Origin of the sequence: Puniceibacterium sp. IMCC21224 (assembly GCF_001038505.1) — a bacterium.
Classification (GTDB): Bacteria; Pseudomonadota; Alphaproteobacteria; order Rhodobacterales; family Rhodobacteraceae; genus Puniceibacterium.
The window spans coordinates 22,050-37,777 of sequence record NZ_LDPY01000007.1 but is presented as its reverse complement, the minus strand read 5'-3'; the positions used below and the strand labels follow the sequence as shown (position 1 = coordinate 37,777).

10 protein-coding genes and 3 pseudogenes are annotated in these 15,728 nt (G+C 61.6%); 8 read left to right on the top strand and 5 right to left on the bottom strand.

What is annotated here, in order from left to right:
* Positions 1 to 159 precede the first annotated feature (159 nt).
* The 3 genes from lpdA to mdeB are packed head-to-tail and all read right to left on the bottom strand — an operon-like array spanning position 160 to position 5,871.
* Positions 160 to 1,854, bottom strand: coding sequence for a dihydrolipoyl dehydrogenase (lpdA, locus tag IMCC21224_RS25650; protein ID WP_047998394.1), 1,695 nt, complete (start codon positions 1,852 to 1,854; stop codon positions 160 to 162).
* 9 nt (positions 1,855 to 1,863) lie between these two features.
* On the bottom strand, positions 1,864 to 3,180 hold the full coding sequence (locus IMCC21224_RS25645; protein WP_047998393.1) for a 2-oxo acid dehydrogenase subunit E2: 1,317 nt from the start codon (positions 3,178 to 3,180) through the stop codon (positions 1,864 to 1,866).
* Between the two features lie 12 nt (positions 3,181 to 3,192).
* Complete coding sequence (mdeB, locus tag IMCC21224_RS25640; protein ID WP_047998392.1) at positions 3,193 to 5,871, bottom strand: alpha-ketoglutarate dehydrogenase; 2,679 nt, start codon at positions 5,869 to 5,871, stop codon at positions 3,193 to 3,195.
* A gap of 131 nt (positions 5,872 to 6,002) precedes the next feature.
* On the opposite strand from mdeB, the gene IMCC21224_RS25635 reads away from it, so the two are divergent.
* The 3 genes and pseudogenes from IMCC21224_RS25635 to IMCC21224_RS25625 all read left to right on the top strand — a co-directional run.
* On the top strand, positions 6,003 to 6,470 hold the full coding sequence (locus IMCC21224_RS25635) for an Lrp/AsnC family transcriptional regulator (RefSeq protein WP_047998391.1): 468 nt from the start codon (positions 6,003 to 6,005) through the stop codon (positions 6,468 to 6,470).
* 520 nt (positions 6,471 to 6,990) lie between these two features.
* Entirely contained in the window at positions 6,991 to 7,860 is an 870-nt protein-coding gene (locus IMCC21224_RS25630; protein WP_047998390.1) for a tyrosine-type recombinase/integrase, read from the top strand.
* Positions 7,861 to 7,872: 12 nt separating this feature from the next.
* Positions 7,873 to 8,148 (top strand): annotated as a pseudogene (locus tag IMCC21224_RS25625) (transposase zinc-binding domain-containing protein); the annotation flags it as partial.
* A 27-nt stretch (positions 8,149 to 8,175) separates the two neighbouring features.
* On the opposite strand, the gene IMCC21224_RS25620 reads toward IMCC21224_RS25625, so the two are convergent.
* On the bottom strand, positions 8,176 to 8,787 hold the full coding sequence (locus IMCC21224_RS25620; RefSeq protein ID WP_047998388.1) for a recombinase family protein: 612 nt from the start codon (positions 8,785 to 8,787) through the stop codon (positions 8,176 to 8,178).
* A 120-nt stretch (positions 8,788 to 8,907) separates the two neighbouring features.
* Between IMCC21224_RS25620 and IMCC21224_RS25615 the strand changes: the two genes are divergently transcribed.
* The 5 genes and pseudogenes from IMCC21224_RS25615 to IMCC21224_RS25595 all read left to right on the top strand — a co-directional run.
* Positions 8,908 to 11,805: a Tn3 family transposase gene (locus IMCC21224_RS25615; RefSeq protein ID WP_047998387.1), complete on the top strand. Its 2,898-nt coding sequence runs from the start codon at positions 8,908 to 8,910 to the stop codon at positions 11,803 to 11,805.
* Between the two features lie 32 nt (positions 11,806 to 11,837).
* Positions 11,838 to 12,755, top strand: a pseudogene (locus IMCC21224_RS25610) (IS91 family transposase); the annotation flags it as partial.
* Between the two features lie 413 nt (positions 12,756 to 13,168).
* Positions 13,169 to 13,549, top strand: coding sequence for an IS630 transposase-related protein (locus tag IMCC21224_RS28875; protein ID WP_047998386.1), 381 nt, complete (start codon positions 13,169 to 13,171; stop codon positions 13,547 to 13,549).
* An 87-nt stretch (positions 13,550 to 13,636) separates the two neighbouring features.
* On the top strand, positions 13,637 to 14,116 hold the full coding sequence (locus IMCC21224_RS28870) for an IS630 family transposase (RefSeq protein ID WP_369796076.1): 480 nt from the start codon (positions 13,637 to 13,639) through the stop codon (positions 14,114 to 14,116).
* Between the two features lie 6 nt (positions 14,117 to 14,122).
* Positions 14,123 to 14,374, top strand: a pseudogene (locus tag IMCC21224_RS25595) (DDE-type integrase/transposase/recombinase); the annotation flags it as partial.
* 276 nt (positions 14,375 to 14,650) lie between these two features.
* Here IMCC21224_RS25595 and IMCC21224_RS25590 read toward each other — a convergent pair.
* The gene (locus tag IMCC21224_RS25590; RefSeq protein ID WP_047998385.1) at positions 14,651 to 15,679 is read right to left on the bottom strand and encodes an IS110 family transposase; all 1,029 of its coding nucleotides are present in this window, start codon (positions 15,677 to 15,679) and stop codon (positions 14,651 to 14,653) included.
* Positions 15,680 to 15,728: the final 49 nt, after the last annotated feature.

Here is a 15,728-nt window from a genome sequence, read left to right as displayed (position 1 = left end):
GCCGTTCAATCGTTCTTTCGGAAAAGGGCGGCACCGGCAATACCGGTGCCGCCAGTCGGTCGTCCACAGGGAGGTTGTAGAGGACGAATTCTACGGGGAAATTTGGAGCCGGCCAAAAATCTCATAAGCAAACTTATGTCAAAATTGACTCACTCTGTTTCATAGATCAGTGAGAGTCCCCATAAATGCTTCAGCGGCAAAACCGACGCTTTCCGAAAGTGTCGGGTGCGGGTGAATCGTCAGGCCGATATCCTCGGCATCGGCGCCCATTTCGATCGCGAGCGCAATCTCGGCGATCAGGTCGCCGGCATTGACCCCGACGATCGCGCCGCCCAGCACACGCCCGGTATCGGGATCGAAGACCAGCTTGGTCATCCCGTCATCGCGTCCCATCGAAAGTGCGCGGCCCGATGCCATCCAGGGAAAGCTCGCCCTCTTGACCTTGATGTCGTCCTTTTTGGCCTGCACCTCGGTCAGGCCGACCCAGGCGATTTCGGGATCGGTATAGGCGACCGAAGGGATGCAGGCCGGCTCGAACGCCGCCTTCTCGCCGCAGGCGGCCTCGGCGGCGACCTTGGCCTCGTGCACGGCCTTGTGCGCCAGCATCGGCTGGCCGACGACATCGCCGATGGCGAAGATATGCGGTTGCGCGGTGCGCATCTGGCCATCGACAGTGATAAAGCCCTGCGCCGTCACCTCGATCCCCGCCTGCGCCGCGTCGATCTTGCGCCCGTTCGGCGTGCGGCCGACGGCGACGAGAATGCGGTCATAGCTTTCGCTGTCGCTGCCGTTGGCCCCCTCGAAGCTTGCGACCAGCTTTTCGCCCGCAACAACGCCGGTGATGCGAGTGTCGGTGCGGACGGTCAGGCCCCTGCCCTGCAAACGCTTGTCCAGGGGCGCCACGATGTCCTTGTCGGCGCCGGGAATGATCTGGCTTGTCGCCTCGACAATGTCGATCTTTGCGCCTAGAGCGTTATAGACCTGCGCCATCTCAAGGCCGATGATGCCGCCCCCGACGACTAGCATCCGCTGTGGGATATCGGTCAGGGCAAGCGCGCCGGTGCTGTCGATGATCCGCGGATCGTCGGGCAAGAAGGGCAGGCGAACGGGTTCGGACCCGATGGCGATGATCGCCTGATCGAAGGTCAGATTGCGGGCACTGTCCTCGGACTGCACCGTCAGGCTGTTCAGGCCGGTAAATGATGCGGTGCCGCGGATCACCTTGACTTTGCGCCGCTTGGCCAGCCCGTTCAGCCCACCCGTCAGTTTCCCGATCACGCTGTCCTTGAAGCTGCGGATCTGCTCTAGGTCGATCGTGGGCGCCCCGAAGCCAAGACCTTGTGCCTGCGCGTCTTCGGCCTCGTCGATGACCTTGGCGATGTGCAAAAGGGCCTTGGACGGGATGCAGCCGACATTCAGACAGACGCCGCCCAAGGTCGCCTGCGGGTCGATTAGCGTCACGTCACGCCCCAGGTCGGCCGCGCGGAACGCCGCCGTATAGCCCCCCGGCCCGGCCCCGATCACCACGACTGACGCGTGATCGCCCGATGCCGCGACAGGAGTGGCCGCCGAGGCGGCGGAAGGCGTCGGTACAGGTGTCGCCGCCCCTGCCCCAGCCGAGCCAGTTTCCAGCCGCAGCACGACATGGCCTTCGCTGACGCGGTCGCCGATCTTGACCAGCAACTCGCGCACCGTGCCCGCGACCGGGCTCGGGACATCCAGCGTTGCCTTGTCGCTTTCCAGCGTCAGGATCGTGTCATCCTCGGCAATCGTGTCGCCGTGCGAGACAAGGATTTCGATGACCGGCACATCGGAAAAGTCGCCGATCTCGGGGATGCGGATTTCGGTGATCATACTAACCCTTCAAATTGCGACACGCCGGAAATCGGAAAGGACGCGGCAGACATGCTGAAGGAACCTGGCGGCGGCGACGCCGTCCACCACGCGGTGGTCCCAGCTCAGGCTGACCGGCTGGATCAGGCGTGGCTGCACAGCGTTGTCACGCCAGACTGGCTGCACCTCGGCCCGTGTCATGCCCAGGATTGCGACCTGCGGCGCGTTGATGATCGGCGTGAAGCCGGTGCCGCCGATCCCACCAAGCGACGAGATGGTGAAGGTCGCGCCCTGCATTGAGTCGGGCTTCAGCTTGCCCGCGCGCGCCTGTGCTGCCAGTTCAGCCATTTCGTCGGCGATTTCGACCACGCTTTTCTGATCGGCTGCCTTCACCACCGGCACAACCAGCCCTTCGGGAGTATCAGCGGCGACGCCGATGTTCCAGTAGCGCTTCAACACGATCTCGTCCCCTTCGAGCGAAGAGTTGAACTTGGGATACGCCTTAAGGGCTGAAACCACGGCCTTAACCGTAAAGGCGAGAAGGGTGATCTTGGGATTGTCCTTGGTCCCCTCTGCGTTCAGGCGCTTGCGGAAATCCTCAAGGTCCGTGACGTCTGCCTTGTCAAAGTTGCAGACATGCGGAATGGTAATCGAATTGCGCGCCAAAGCGGGACCGGAAATCTTGACGATCCGGCTGAGGGACACGCGTTCGACGGCGCCGAACTTCTCGAAGTTCTCTTTTGGCCAGCCCGGCAGGCCCGCGAGGGGTGTCATGGATGTGCCGGCCGCCGCCGAGTTCGAGGTCGCGCCCGACATACGTGCCTTCACAAAGGCTTCGACATCCTCGCGCTGGATGCGCGCCTTCGGCCCGGTGCCGGTCACTTCGGCAAGGCTGACGCCCAGCTTGCGGGCATAGTGGCGGATCGACGGCGACGCATAGACCGATCGATTGGGCGCCAGTGCACCGACCGGCGGAATAGCGCCGGTCGTGGCCGGAGTCGGCTTCTGGGCCTCAAACGCTGTAGTGGTTGCTGCAACGGGGGCCGGGGAAGGTGCGGCCGGAACCGCCGCCGGCGCTGCGGTCGGTGTGCCTGCATCCAGGGCGGCCGCGATTTCGAGGCGGGCCACGACGGTGCCCTCGCTGACCGGCGATCCTTCGGTGACGAGGAGTTCCAGGATACGACCTGCATGTGAACTCGGCACATCGAGCGTGGCCTTGTCGGATTCCACGACGATCAGCGTGTCGTCCATTTGAACCGTGTCACCGACCGAAATCGGAATTTCGACGACCGGAACGTCTTTGAAGTCGCCGATGTCGGGGACACGAATGTCGATAACTGTGCTCATCTCGGTCTCCGATCACAGGGTCCAGGGCGCATCGGCATCCGCCGAGATCCCGAAGTCCGCGATGGCTTTGGTAAGCAGGTCGGGCTTGGCATCCCCGCGCTGGATCAGCGACTGGATCGCGGCGATGACGATGTGCTGGCGGTCCACCTCGAAGAAGCGGCGCAGCGCCTTGCGGTTGGCCGACCGGCCGAAGCCGTCCGTGCCCAGGACGGTGATCGGTGCCCGCAGATACGGCGCGATCTGGCCGGGGAAGGCGCGGACATAGTCGCTGGCCGCAATCACCGGCTGATCGCCTGCAAGCATCCGGTCCAGATGGCTCGTTTCATGGTCCGCCACAGCGAGGAAGCGGTTGCGGCGCTCGACAGCCATCGCGTCACGCGCCAGTTCGGTGAACGACGTTGCCGAAAAGACATCGGTTGCGATCCCAAAGTCTTTCTCAAGGATCTGTGCCGCGTCCAAAACCTCAAGTAGGATCGTGCCCGACCCGACCAGACGTGCCCGTGCCTTTGACTTGGGCTCGGTCGATGACAACTTGTAAAGGCCGCGAATAATGTCCTGTTCGACACCACTCGGCATGCTCGGGTGGGCGTAGTTTTCGTTCATCACAGTGACGTAGAAGAATTCGTCTCGCTTTTCGTCCAGCATCCGCGTCATGCCGTGGTCCATGATGATCGCTAGCTCATAGGCGAAGGCAGGGTCATAGGCTCTGCAGTTGGGAATCGCGGCGGCGGCGGTATGGCTGGAACCGTCCTGGTGCTGAAGGCCCTCGCCGGAAAGGGTCGTCCTCCCCGCGGTCGCGCCCAGAAGGAAACCGCGCGTGCGCTGATCGGCGGCGGCCCAGATCAGGTCACCGACCCGCTGGAAGCCAAACATGGAGTAGTAGATGAAGATCGGTAGAAGCTCGGTATCATGCACCGAATAGGCGGTTCCGGCCGCCGTCCATGAACTCAGCGCACCAGCCTCGGTGATGCCTTCTTCCAGAAGCTGGCCGTTGGCTGCCTCCTTGTAGAACATCATGGAGCCCTTGTCCTCGGGATCGTAAAGCTGCCCCTGTGGGGCATAGATCCCGATCTGGCGGAACAGGTTGTCCATGCCGAAGGTGCGCGCCTCGTCGGCGACGATGGGGACGATACGCGGCCCGAAGTCCTTGTCCCTCAGAAGGTTGCCCATCATGCGCACCGCCGCCATCGTGGTCGACATTTCCTTGCCTTCCGCATTCAGCGCGAAGGAGGCGTAGGTCGCGGTATCCGGACGTGCCGGGGCCGGGGTCGTGGCATTGGCGGTGCGCTTGGGCAGGTAGCCTCCAAGCGCGGCGCGGCGGTCCTGCAGATAGCGGATTTCCGGGCTGTCGTCCGCAGGCTTGTAGAAATCCAGGTTCTCGACGGCCTTGTCGGACAGCGGCAGGTTGAACCGGTTGCGGAAGGCGAGCAGGGCTTCGACATCCAGCTTCTTGGCCTGGTGCGCGGTCATCCGCGACTCCCCGGCGCCGCCCATCCCATAGCCCTTCTTGGTCTTGGTCAGAATTACGGTGGGGCGGCCCTTGTGGGCCTGGGCGGCGGCAAAGGCGGCATGAAGCTTGCGCAGGTCGTGGCCGCCACGCTTGAGCTTGTGGATGTCATCATCGCTCATATGGCGGACAAGCGCGCCGCTTTCGGGATCGACGTCGAAGAACTTGGCGCGGTTGTAATCGCCCGCTTTAGAGCCGAGGTCCTGATATGCGCCATCGACCGTTTCGGCGAAGCGGCGCAGCAGCACATGCTTGGTGTCGGCGGCAAAGAGGCTGTCCCACTCGGAGCCCCAGAGCACCTTGATCACGTTCCATCCGGCACCGACAAACAGCGACTCGAGTTCCTGGATGATCTGCCCGTTGCCCCGCACTGGCCCGTCCAACCGTTGCAAGTTGCAGTTCACGATGAAGGTCAGGTTGTCCAGGTTCTCACGCGCGGCAAGGGTCAGGCCGGCGATGGATTCCGGTTCGTCCATCTCGCCGTCCCCGAAGACGCCCCAGACATGGCGCTGCTCGGTCACGGCCAGGCCTCGCGCCTGAAGATAGCGCATGAATCGCGCCTGGTAGACGGCGCTGAGCGGCCCGATCCCCATCGAACCGGTCGGCACCTGCCAGAAGTCCTTCATCAGCCAGGGATGTGGATAGGAGCACAAGCCCTTGCCGGGAACCTCCTGCCGGTAATTGGCGATATCCTCTTCGGACAGCCGCCCTTCAAGGAAGGCGCGCGCATAGACGCCGGGTGCCGAGTGCGGCTGGAAATAGACCAGATCGCCCGCATGCTCGGCGCTGCGGGCACGGAAGAAATGGTTGAAACCGACTTCAAAGATCTCCGCCGCCGACGCGTAGGACGCAATGTGGCCGCCGAGTTCGCCATAGGCGCGGTTGGCGCGCACGACCATTGCCAGCGCATTCCATCGGATGATCGATGTGAGCCGCTCTTCCATCTCGAGATCGCCCGGATAGGCGGGCTGCCGCGAGGGAGGGATCGAGTTGCGGTAGGACGAATATGGCAGACCGCGGGTCGTCACGCCGAGGTGCCGCGCATGGTCGAGCAGTTCGTTGAGGACGAAGTTCGCCCGCTCCGGCCCAGCGTGATCCGTGAGGCCCTGAAGGGCGTCGATCCATTCGGCGGTTTCAGTCGGGTCTGCATCTTGGTGGGTGATTTTCGGCATGGTGCGGGTCATGATCTCGGGGCTCTTTGCTTTCACGGGACTTTATCGTGCTTTGGCTAAAAATTCTCACTAAAGTGACTAGGAATTATGGATTCCGGTGGCGATAATAGCCAAGGTTTTGCCAAAAGGATGAGATTTCCGCCATGAACTCAAGCGATCTCGATTCAATCGATCACTCTATCATTCGGGAGTTGCAGCATGATGCTCGCTTAACTCTCCAGGAACTGAGCGGTCGCGTGAACCTGTCGCCGTCTCCTTGTGCGCGTCGGGTTCGGATCCTTGAGGAAAACGGGTTTATCCGGGGCTACCACGCCGAAGTTGATGAGGCCCGCATGGGCTTTCCGTTTAGCGTGTTTGTTTCCGTCAAACTTGACCACCAAGTAGACGACCGCCTGCAGGCGTTTGAGCAGGCGGTCGCAAAATACGAGGAAGTGTTGGACTGCTGGCTGATGACTGGCAGCCGGGACTACCTGCTCAGGGTTGCAGTTGCCGACTTGGTTGAATTTGAGCACTTTCTGACACGACGGCTGACCAAGGTACCCGGTGTCGCGGCGATTGAATCGTCAATTCCGATCCGCCGCGTTAAACGTGCCTTTTCACGTCTTGCATAATATCTTGGCGCCACCACGTAAGTTAAACCACCCTCGGCGAAAAATTCCGGCGATTGGTTAAATTGGGAGTCTGCCCCGAGGGTGTTGTCACGTTAACGGACCTGAGGTTGCTGGTTCATTGATCTGGGCGTAGGCGGTGTCGATGCAGACACAGAGGATCAGCTGCAAACGCCATCGGTTTCCGCCTCAGATCATCGCTCATGTTGTCTGGCTCTACGTCCGGTTCAACTTGAGCCTGCGGGAGGTAGAGGAGCTGATGCTGGAACGTGGCGTGGACGTTTCGTATGAGGCGATCCGGCGCTGGACCGTTAAGTTCAGGCCCCCTGATCGCCCACGTTCTACGACGACGGCAGCCGCGCCCTGGCGATGTCTGGCATCTAGAGCGGCTCAGTCTTTCACTGAATCGAATTTGGATTGAACGAACCCGCTGACGCGGGAGTGGTGTCGGTGTTGGCGGGAATGGCCTCCTGATGGGAAGGTTTGGTTGCTCAAAACCAACCTTTTATCGGGAGACCACCCCATGGCTGATGCCACACCAGCGGTAAGCCCGCTGCGCCGCCGTATGATCGACGACATGACGCTTCGCAACCTGTCGCCAGCCACGCAGCGATCCTATCTTCATGCCGTCGCGAAGTTCAGCCGGTATTGCGACCGTTCGCCGGATCGGCTGGGACTGGAGGACGTTCGCGCCTTCCAAGTCTATCTGGTATCGCAGAGCATTTCCTGGCCGGCGCTGAACCAGACGGTCTGCGCCTTGCGCTTCTTCTATGGCGTGACGCTGAACCGGGCAGAGATCCCCGAACGGATTGCCTATGCGCGCACGCCCCGCAAGCTGCCGACGATCCTGAGCGCCGATGAGGTCGTGCGTTTCCTCGAGGCAGTGCCGTCCCTGAAGGCGCGCACGGCCCTGACGACCGCTTATGCCGCGGGGTTGCGCGCCTCGGAAGCCGTCAGCCTGAGGGTCGCGGATATTGATAGCGATCGCATGCTGATCCAGGTTCGTCACGGCAAGGGGGCCAAGGACCGAACCCTCATGCTCTCGCCGCAGCTTCTTGGTATCCTGCGGACCTACTGGCGCCTGGCGCGACCGACGGACTGGCTGTTCCCCGGGCGCGGCGCCAAGCCGGTCGACGTGCAGGTGCTCCATTCCGCCTGCCGGTCGGCGACCAAGGCGGCAGGACTGACCAAGAGGGTCAGCGTGCACACGCTCCGGCACAGCTTCGCCACCCATCTGCTGGAGAGCGGCGTCGATATCCGCATCATTCAGGTGCTGCTTGGGCATAATAGTCTGTCGACCACGGCCCGCTACACGCAGGTTGCCACGACGACGATCGCAAAGACGCAGAGCCCGCTCGATCGACTGAGCCTGGAGGTGGTGCCGCCCGGCTGAGGGGGCGGCTTCATGCGCCCCGCGCTGGAGGTGGCGGACATCTTCCGCCGCCATGGCCCTGCCTATGTTCAGGCCCACGGCGGCCATCTCGGTCGGGTGGAGCGCCGCGTGATATCCGCAATCGAGCTGTGCCGCACGTCCGCGCTCGGCGGCCATGTCGAGGGTTGCCAGGCCTGCGGTACGGTTCATGTCGCCTATAATACCTGCCGCAACCGGCACTGCCCGAAGTGCCAGGGCGCGGCCGCGCGCGACTGGCTGGCGGCACGTGCGGACGACCTGCTGGGGGTCTGATGCCGGAGAGTGCAGTATCCTACGCTAAGCGCTGAGAACCCGTTTCCCGTAATCGCGTAGATTGCCGTTCGGGTCGACATATCTGTAGAGCGTGACTGGTTTCACCCCGAGCTCTTTGCAGAGTTCTGAAACCGACGTATCGCGACTGGCCATAGCGGCCTGCGCCATTCGCACCTGCGCTTTTGTCAGAGCAAACTTCCTTCCCCCCTTTCGGCCGCGCGCGCGGGCGGCTTGGAGCCCGGCCATTGTGCGTTCGCGGATCAACTCGGTTTCAAATTCGGCCAGCGCTGCAAAGATGCCGAATGACAGCCTTCCAGCCGCAGTCGTTGTATCAATCTGCGCCCCTTGCCCGGTGAGAACCTTGAGACCGACGCCACGCTCGGACAGCATGCTGACGGTTTTGACAAGGTGGTGGAGGCTACGCCCCATACGGTCGAGCTTCCACACAACCAGGACATCGCCCTTGCGCAATGCCTTGAGGCAGGCCTCAAGACCGGATCGGTCATCCTTCTTTCCAGATGCTAGGTCCGAATAGATCTGGCCTTCTTCGACCCCTGATCCGATCAATGCATCTCGCTGTAAATCGAGGGACTGGCTGCCGTCGGCTTTCGAGACCCGTGCATAGCCGATCAGCATGTTTCACAAACGTTCGTTTGAGACGATCTGGAAAACGACGCGTTTTCAGTCATCCGAACAATTCCTTATTCAATATCTTAATCATCAATACGCAAACCATATGCAGAAAACAAAAGAAACATGGCGCATCGTACTATCCTCACCGAGCGTCAGCGCTCAGTACTTTTTGATCTTCCGACCGATGAAACGGCGATGTTGCGCCACTACACCCTTGCGGACGACGATCTTGAAATCATCCGCGCCCGCCGCCGCCCCCACAATCGTTTTGGGTTTGCTCTCCAGCTTTGCGCATTGCGCTATCCCGGTCGGTTGTTGACCCCGGGCGAGGTCATTCCAATGGAGATCACGCGCTTCCTGGCTGCGCAGCTTGGGCTGAAGTCAGACGATCTGGCTGGATATGCAAGCCGCGAAGAAACGCGTCATGAACATCTGGCGGCCCTGCGGGATCTCTATAGCTACAAGATGTTCACTGGCCGAGGGTCGAGAGACCTGAAGGTCTGGCTTGAGAGAACAGCCGAAACTGCCCGGTCGAACGAGGACTTGGCGCGGCGTTTCGTGGAACAATGCCGGGCGACCCAGACCATTCTCCCGGGGATCACGGTTATCGAACGCCTTTGCGCGGATGCACTCGTTGCTGCAGAGCGACGGATCGACGCTCGGATTGCCGACCGGCTGGATGATGAGATGTGCAGCCGACTTGACGCCTTGCTGACGGAAATGGCGGACGGTTCTGTCACCTGCTTTGTCTGGCTGCGCCAGTTTGAGGTGGGCCAGAACTCGGCCGACATGAACCGGCTGCTCGACCGGTTGGAATTCTTGCAGACCATGGCCGTGGACCGAACCGTCCTGTCGGGTGTGCCGCCCCACCGTATCGCGCGCCTCCGACGGCAGGGTGAACGTTACTTCGCCGGAGATCTGCGGGATATCTCCGGTGACCGCCGCCTTGCCATCCTCGCGGTCTGCGCTCTGGAATGGAGCAGTGCCATTGCCGATGCCGTGGTCGAAAGCCATGACCGGATTGTGGGGAAGACGTGGCGCGAGGCGAAACGCGTATGCGATGCTCGGGCAGATGACGCCAAGGCCGCTTTGAAAGACACCTTGCAGGGCTTCTCAAATTTTGGATCAGCTCTGCTGGAAGCACATGAAGATCAGGCCTCCCTGATCGAGGCCATTCAAAACGCCGGAGGCTGGTCATCGCTGAGGGGGCTTGTTTCCACCGCCGCCCAACTGACCGACACATTGGCGGCTGATCCACTGGCACATGTTGTTCACGGGTATCATCGCTTCCGACGCTATGCGCCGCGCATGCTGCGGGCGCTCGATATTCAGGCGGCGCCGGTGGCCGAACCGTTGCTTGCCGCCGCCGACATCGTCGCGGGTACGGAAACGACGACTACCCGGCCACTGACCTTTCTGCGCCGGGCTTCGAAATGGCATCGACACTTGAATCACGACGATGGGAACCGGCTTTGGGAGGTGGCGGTCCTGTGCCACCTGCGCGACGCATTCCGTGCCGGCGACATCTGGCTCACACATTCCCGTCGGTATGGCGATCTCAAGGATGCGCTGGTTCCGAAAGAAGTTGCCAGGGCCACGCCAAAACTGGCCATGCCGTTTGAACCGGAGCTCTGGCTCGCGGATCGAAAATCTCGTTTGGCTGATGGCTTGCAGCGACTGGCCCGCGCCGCCAGGGCGGGTGCCATTCCGGGAGGTTCCATCGAAGGCGGCGTGCTCAAGATCGACCGCTTGACTGCCGCTGTCCCCGAGGAGGCCGATGCCATGGTGCTCGATCTTTACAAACGCCTGCCAGAGATCAGGATCACCGACCTGCTGCTCGAAGTGGATGACGAGATCGGCTTTACCGAGGCCTTCACCCATCTGCGCACCGGCGTTCCATGCAAAGACAGGGTCGGCATGTTGAACGTGCTGCTGGCTGAAGGGCTGAACCTTGGCCTCAGCAAAATGGCTGGGGCCACGAACACCCATGATTATTTCCAGCTCTCACGCTTGTCGCGCTGGCATGTGGAAAGCGAGGCGATGACACGCGCCTTGGCCATGGTGATCGAAGGTCAATCTGCCTTGCCGATGGCCCAGTTTTGGGGCGCAGGGCAGGCCGCTTCGAGCGACGGGCAATTCTTCCCCACCACGCGCCAGGGCGAAGCGATGAATCTGATCAACGCCAAATACGGCCATGAACCCGGTCTGAAGGCCTATACCCATGTCTCCGATCAGTTCGGCCCTTTCGCCACCCAGACCATCCCGGCCACAGTGAACGAGGCCCCTTACATCCTGGACGGCCTGTTGATGACAGACGCAGGCCAGAAAATCCGCGAACAGTATGCCGACACGGGCGGCTTCACCGACCACGTCTTCGCCGTCACCGCCCTTCTGGGCTTTCAGTTCATCCCCCGCATCCGGGATCTGCCATCCAAGCGCCTCTACCTCTTCAATCCGGCATCCTGCCCGAAAGAGCTGACGGGCTTGATAGGCGGCAAGGTCAGGGAACCTGTCATCAGCTCGAACTGGCCCGACATCCTACGCGCGGCGGCCACCATGGTTGCGGGCGCGATGCCGCCAAGCCAACTCTTGCGAAAATTCGCTGCATATCCCCGACAGCATGAACTTGCGGTAGCATTGCGCGAAATCGGTCGGATCGAACGGACGCTGTTCATCATCGATTGGCTGCTGGATGCCGACATGCAGCGCCGTGCCCAAATCAGCCTGAATAAGGGCGAAGCGCATCATGCGCTGAAAAACGCCCTGCGCATTGGTCGCCAAGGTGAAATCCGTGATCGAACAGTCCAAGGCCAGCACTTCCGAATGGCCGGGCTGAACCTGCTCGCCGCTATCATCATTTACTGGAACACCAAGCACCTTGGCCAAGCTGTCACGGCGCGCCAACGCGACCGTCTGGATTGTTCACCAGATCTGCTAGCGCACATCTCGCCACTCGGATGGGCCCACATCCTTCTGACCGGCGAATACAGGTGGTCAAAAAAAGTGATCAAATCGCCTTAGCGTAGGATTCTGCACTCTCCGGCATCAGACCCCTGCTGCCGGTCCCTTATTTCCACGTGGTCTTCACACTGCCCGCCGAGATCGCAGCGATCGCCTTCCAGAACAAAACGGTCGTCTACGGCATCCTGTTCAAGTCCGCCGCCGAGACGCTGCGCATCATCGCCGCCGATCCCCGGCATCTCGGCGCCGGGATCGGCCTCGTCGCGGTCCTGCACAGCTGGGGTCAGACCCTGAGTTACCATCCCCACCTCCATTGTATCGTGCCCGGTGGCGGCCCATCGCCCGACGGCACCCGCTGGATCGCCTGCCGTCCCAATTTCTTTCTGCCGGTCCGGGTGCTGTCGCGCCTGTACCGGCGGCTGTTCTTGCAGGCGCTGCGCGCCGCCTTCGAAGCCGGACAGCTGCACTTCTTCGGCGACATCGCAGGGCTGGCCGAGCCGCAGGCCTTCGCCCGGCATCTCATCGCAGCCGATCGTCGCGACTGGGTCGTTTACGCCAAGCCGCCCTTCGGCGGCCCCGAGCAGGTGCTGGCCTATCTGAGCCGGTACACCCATCGTGTCGCTATTGCCAATTCCCGTCTGGTCAGCACGGAGGGCGGCAAGGTGACGTTCCGCTGGCGCGACTACCGACATGGTCGCAGGCCGAGGCACATGACGCTGGACGCCGGTGAATTTATCCGCCGCTTCCTGCTGCACACCCTGCCGGACGGCGTTCACCGCATCCGCCATTACGGCTTCCTCGCCAACGGACAGCGTGCCGCCCGCCTCGCGGCCTGCAGGGCACTGCTGGCCGACCGGGCCTCGCAGACCGCGGTCCACGCCACACCCGCGACGAAGCCGACGCCCGTTCCGCGCCCTTGCCCCTGTTGCGGCCGCCCGATGGCGACGATCACCGTCTGGTATCATGGTCAGCAACCGCCCAACTGGCCATTCTGGAACGACAGTTCATGAGCGCACGCGACAAACTGCCATCACGCACCCTGCGACCGGCCCCCACGAGGACCGGGCGGCTTGCCTATGGACCAGAACACCCGATGCGGTGGCCACGACCGATCCACGCGGCAATCGACCGCCAGATCGCACCGCCGCAGTGCTCCGTGGGAGCCGACGCCAGTACCATCCGCACTCCAGCCGGCACCATCGGTCCGCGTATCGGCTCTCGCGCCCACCACTCAAAGCCGACGCCAAAGCCCAAATCCCCATAGCGCCAAACCGACCCGCGGCTTCGTTCAATCCGGCTTCAATGAGGTCCGCGACACCGTCCGCCATCGACCGCACGACCGCGGACCTCACAGAACCCTCCAGATTCCCATTGGGGTTTGATTGTGATTCAGAGTCCATACTGGTGAGGGAGGCCAGCATGGATGACGAGAGCCTATTCGAATGACCTCAGAAAGCGTGTTGTGGCCGCGATGCGGTCGGGCGAGAGCTGCCGCAGTGTGGCGGCGAGGTTCGGTGTTGCGCCGTCGAGCGCTGTGAAGTGGGCCGATCGGGCGCGGCGGACCGGTTCGGTCAGCCCGGCAAAGATAGGTGGGTATCGCCGCCCGCTGCTTGAGCCGCACCGGGTCTGGCTGCTGGAGCAGGTGCGCAACTGCCCCCATGTGACCCTTGCCGTCCTTCAGGACCTGCTGGCGGAGCGGGGCGTTGTCGTCAGCCACGACACGGTCTGGCGCTTCCTGCGTGGCTGCGGGTTCAGTTTCAAAAAAAGACGCTGGTCGCCGATGAGCGCGAACGCCCGGATGTGAAGCGCCGCCGTGAGAGATGGCAGCGATACCAGGGCAGGATCGATCCAACCCGTCTCGTGTTCATTGATGAGACATGGGTGAAGACCAATATGGCCCCGCTCCGAGGCTGGGGGCCGAAAGGGGATCGCCTGCCTGGCGCGGCCCCGTTTGGCCACTGGAACGTCCACCTTCATCGCCGCGCTGCGCCATGACCGGATCGACGCGCCGTGGGTCTTCGACGGCCCTGTGAACGGCGACATCTTCCGCACTTACGTCGAGCGCGTCCTGGGTCCAACCCTCGCTCCGGGCGACATCGTTGTGATGGACAACCTCGGCAGCCACAAAAGCCACGCCGTCCGCCACGCCATCCGGGCGGCCGGCGCGCATCTGTTGTTCCTGCCGCCTTATAGCCCCGACCTGAACCCGATTGAACAGGCCTTCTCGAAACTCAAGCACTGGATGCGAAACGCCGCTGCCCGCACACGAGAGACCTTGTGGCGGACGGTCGGCTCGGTCCTCGACCAGTTCACGCCCGCTGAGTGCGCAAACTACTTCGAAAACGCAGGCTACGCTTCCGTGAAAACCTGAAACGCTCTAGACGAAGTCGTTGTGAAGATCGCGGGCCGGTCATACTGACTCTGGCGCGCAGTCGACCAAAACGGCGTTGTTCTTGAAGAAATCCTTCAATCGAGGCGAGACAAGCGCGCCGCAAAGCGGCTTTTGGTCAAGCTGATGAAGCGTTGGGATTTCGTGCCCAAAAGGATCATTACGGACAAACTGCGTTCATATGGGGCCGCCAAGCGCGAGATCGCGCCTGGCCTTGATCATTGGTCACACAAGGGGCTTCTGTGGTTGCCGTCCGTGATGCAAGAAGTTTTTCAATCTGCGTGAGTTGGTGATCGAGTGCGAGCTTCTGTCAGGCCTTTGAGTGCGGCGTTACCAGAAGCCGCTGGCCGGGATGGTGATCTGCGGATCGAGGCCAGACCTAAACAACGAGCTTTGACGCTCTTCCCCTTATCCTGGTTTTCCCGATCCAGATCTGTTCGATCATTTTGCCCATTCAGGTCGTTGACTTCTTACACCTCCTTCACCGACGTAGCTCAGCCCTGTGCTACAGCTTGGTCATGCAGCGACAGTCTGCGTCGGATCCCGATAACTCTCCTTCGTCATTTGCATTGCCCAGAGGGCGCGGGCCATCTTGTTGGCCAGCGCAACCGCGACCAGCATTTTTGGCTTGCGCGCAAGCATGCGTTCCAGCCAGGATCCTTTGGGTATGGATTTGCGGCCTAACCTGCTCAAGCGTGACATCGCGCCGATGATCAGAAGGCGCCTGATGTCAGACTGTCCTGCCTTCGACATGCGCCCCAGACGGGGTTTGCCGCCTGATGAATGCTGTCGCGGCACGAGGCCCAACCAGGCCGCAAAGTCGCGGCCCCGGGCGAATGTCTCCAGTGGTGGAGCAAACGCCTCAATGGCGAGGGCGCTTAGAGGGCCAACCCCCGGCATCGTCTGAAGACGTTTGGCCGTTTCCGTCTCTGTGGACAACGCTTTGATCCGCTTTAACTTGGCCGCGATCCGTACCGTGGTCTCTTCGATCAGTTCCAAAAGGTCTCGACATTCCTGGCGGACCAGGTCCGGAAGATCACAATTTGGGTCCTCAAGGATCTCATACCCGCGGCTCACATTCCCGATGCCCTGCGGGATAGTGTGTCCGAACTCGTAGAGGATTGATCGTAGACTGTTTACCAGCTCGGTGCGCTGGTTCACCAAACGCTCCCGGTTCCGGAACAGGATCGCACGGGCCTGTTGTTCCTTGGTCTTGGGCGGAACAAACCTCATCTCCGGCCGCTGCGCGGCGATGACGATAGCTTCAGCATCCGCAGCATCATTCTTCTGGCGTTTCACAAATGGTTTCACATACTGCGGCGCGATCAGTTTCACCTCGTGACCCATCCCGGACAACACTCGCGCCCAGTAGCTGGCACTGCCGCAGGCCTCCATGACGATCACGGCAGGCGGTTGCGTAGAAAGAAACGCGCGAAACTGTGGCCGGGACAGCTTCTTGCGAAACTTCAACTGCCCAGTCATGCTGGCCGCGTGAAGCTGGAAAACGTTCTTTGCCAGGTCCACTCCGATCATTGTATCTTTCATTTGCCGTCCTTTCCTTCTTGTGGCTTTGAACACCACGACCTTGGCACAT